Annotated in this window: 3 protein-coding genes; 1 reads left to right on the forward strand and 2 read right to left on the reverse strand. The window is 67.6% G+C overall.

Annotated features, from left to right (window positions below; all coding sequences use genetic code 11):
* Positions 1–534 (reverse strand): phospholipase D-like domain-containing protein (locus VIR09_RS02940; RefSeq protein ID WP_332011526.1); only part of this gene is annotated, 534 nt, incomplete at its 3' end.
* Positions 531–1,298, reverse strand: a complete 768-nt coding sequence (locus tag VIR09_RS02945; RefSeq protein WP_332011527.1) for an endonuclease/exonuclease/phosphatase family protein — start codon at positions 1,296–1,298, stop codon at positions 531–533. The genes VIR09_RS02940 and VIR09_RS02945, both read right to left, overlap by 4 nt.
* Positions 1,299–1,531: 233 nt before the next feature.
* Here VIR09_RS02945 and VIR09_RS02950 point away from each other — a divergent pair.
* Positions 1,532–2,311 (forward strand): ABC transporter ATP-binding protein (locus VIR09_RS02950; protein WP_332011528.1); only part of this gene is annotated, 780 nt, incomplete at its 3' end.

The following is a 2,311-nucleotide window of genomic DNA, read 5'->3' on the forward strand; positions in this document are numbered from 1 at the left end:
CCGGCGCCGCGCACGCGCCCAGGCATCCACGGCAAGCGCGGCGCGGGCGAAATCCGCGATGTCCGCGGCCAGCGGGCCTTCCAGCCGCAGCGCATAGTCCTGCTTGGCTTCAGGGCCGTAGTCGGGCAGGTGGTCGGCGGAAAAGTTGATGCCGCCGACGAAGGCGACGCGGCCGTCCACCGCCACGATCTTGCGGTGCATGCGCCTGAACACATTGGTGCGCACGCCCAGGAACCGCGGACGCGGGTCGAATACATGGACGCGGATGCCGCTTTCGGTCATGGCGCCGACAAAGGCGTCGCCCAGTTCGTCCGATCCATAGCCGTCCACCGTCAGGTCCACGCTGACGCCGCGGCGGGCAGCGGCGATCAGGGCGCGCTGGAATTCCTGTCCCACGGCGTCATCGAAGAGGATGAAGGTCTCCACCAGCACTTCGCTGCGCGCCGCGCCGATCGCGTCCAGCACCGCCGGAAAGTAGTCGGTGCCGTTTTCCAGCAGCGTGTAGCGGTTGTGTTCGCGCCAGCGCAGGTTCATAGCGCAATCTCCGCGCAGATCGGCACATGGTCGGACAGCCGCGACCAGACCCGCGAGGCCAGCGGTACCGGCTGCCAGTCGCGGACATTGCGCACATAGATGCGGTCCAGCCGCAACAGGGGCCAACGCGCCGGAAACGTGCGGGCGGGGCGGCCCAGGCGCGTGGTGTAGACCTCGCGCGTGCCGCAGCCGACCATCAGCGCGTCGGCGCGCAGGCGCCAGTCGTTGAAGTCGCCTGCGATCAGCAGCGGCTCGCCAGCAGGCACGCTGTCCGCCACCAGTTCGCACAGGCGCCGCAGCTGCTTGCCGCGATGCCCCTCCAGCAGGCCCAGGTGCACGCATATCGCGTGGACCGGAGTGGGTAGCGAGGGCACCCGCAGGACGCAGTGCAGCAGTCCGCGCCCCTCATGCCCATGGACGGTGACGTCATGGTTCTCGTAGCGTTCGATGGGATACCTGGACAGCAGCGCATTGCCATGGTGTCCTGCCGGATAGACCGCATTGCGGCCATAAGCGAAATCGGTCCACAACGAGTCGGCCAGGAATTCGTACTGGGACAGGGCGGGCCAGGCCTGGTGCTTTTCCGCGTGTCCTTGGTGTTCTCCCAGCACTTCCTGCAGGAACACGACGTCGGGGCTCGCCGTCCTCAAGGCTGCGCGCAGTTCATGCAACATGAAGCGGCGGTTGAAACTGGTGAAACCCTTGTGCGTGTTCACGGTGAGCACGGTCAGCGTGGTGGCATCGATATAGTGCGGGGAGGGCATGGACGCTCCGGATAGGGCCGATCCGGACTGCGGAGCAATCCGCGTTCCCGATACGTAAAAAGTCGTAACTTTCGCGGCGTCAGGGCAGCCGTGCGCCACGACAGCCGTGCGCCACGATAGCCGTGCGCCACGATAGCCGTGCGCCACGAACCGCATGAGCAAATGAGAAATGCGCAGTTCCCACGCGGCCCGGGCGGGCCTACGATCCAGGGCTTCTTCGTGGTGGACGACTCATGACCGAATTGCTGCGCATCCAGAACCTGACCGTGGACCTGCCGCCAGGCGCCGACCGTCCGCACGCGCTGAAAGACTTGTCGCTAAGCATCAGCGCGGGCGAAATCGTGTGCGTGGTAGGGGAAAGCGGCTCGGGCAAGTCGCTCACGGCCGGTGCGATCCTGGGGCTGTTGCCGCAGGACGTGCGCGCAAGCGGCGGGCAAGTGCTGTGGGAAGGGCAGGATCTGCTGCGGTTGGCGCCCGAGGCGCTGCGCCGGCTGCGGGGCCAGCGCATCGGCATGATCTTCCAGGAACCGATGACGGCGCTCAATCCGCTACGCACCATCGGCGATCAGATTGCGGAAGTTTTCCGCACCCATACCCGCCTGGGCCGGACCGAGATCCGGCGCCGCACGCTGGAACTGCTGGACTCCGTGCGGCTGCCAGACCCGGCGCGGGCGCTGGGCGCGTATCCGCACGAATTGTCTGGCGGCCAGCGCCAGCGCGCCATGATCGCCATGGCGCTGGCGCTGGAGCCGGCCCTGCTGATCGCGGACGAACCGACGACCGCGCTGGACGTGACCACCCAGGCGCAGATCCTGCACCTGATCCACGACCTGCAGCGCCGCAAGGGCACGGCCGTGCTGTTCATCACGCACGACTTCGGCGTGGTCGCCGAGATCGCCGACCGCGTCGCGGTCATGCAGCGCGGCGTGCTGGTGGAAAGCGGCGCGGCGCAACAAGTGCTGGAACAGCCGCGGCATCCCTACACGCGGGCGCTGATCGCGGCGGTGCCGCCC

The organism is Achromobacter sp. (assembly GCF_036567245.1).
Classification (GTDB): Bacteria; Pseudomonadota; Gammaproteobacteria; order Burkholderiales; family Burkholderiaceae_B; genus Achromobacter.

Excerpts from the sequence above, each read along its gene's own strand:
- VIR09_RS02945 (WP_332011527.1), bottom strand. The coding sequence starts at position 1,298 with ATGCCCTCCCCGCACTATATCGATGCCACCACGCTGACCGTGCTCACC.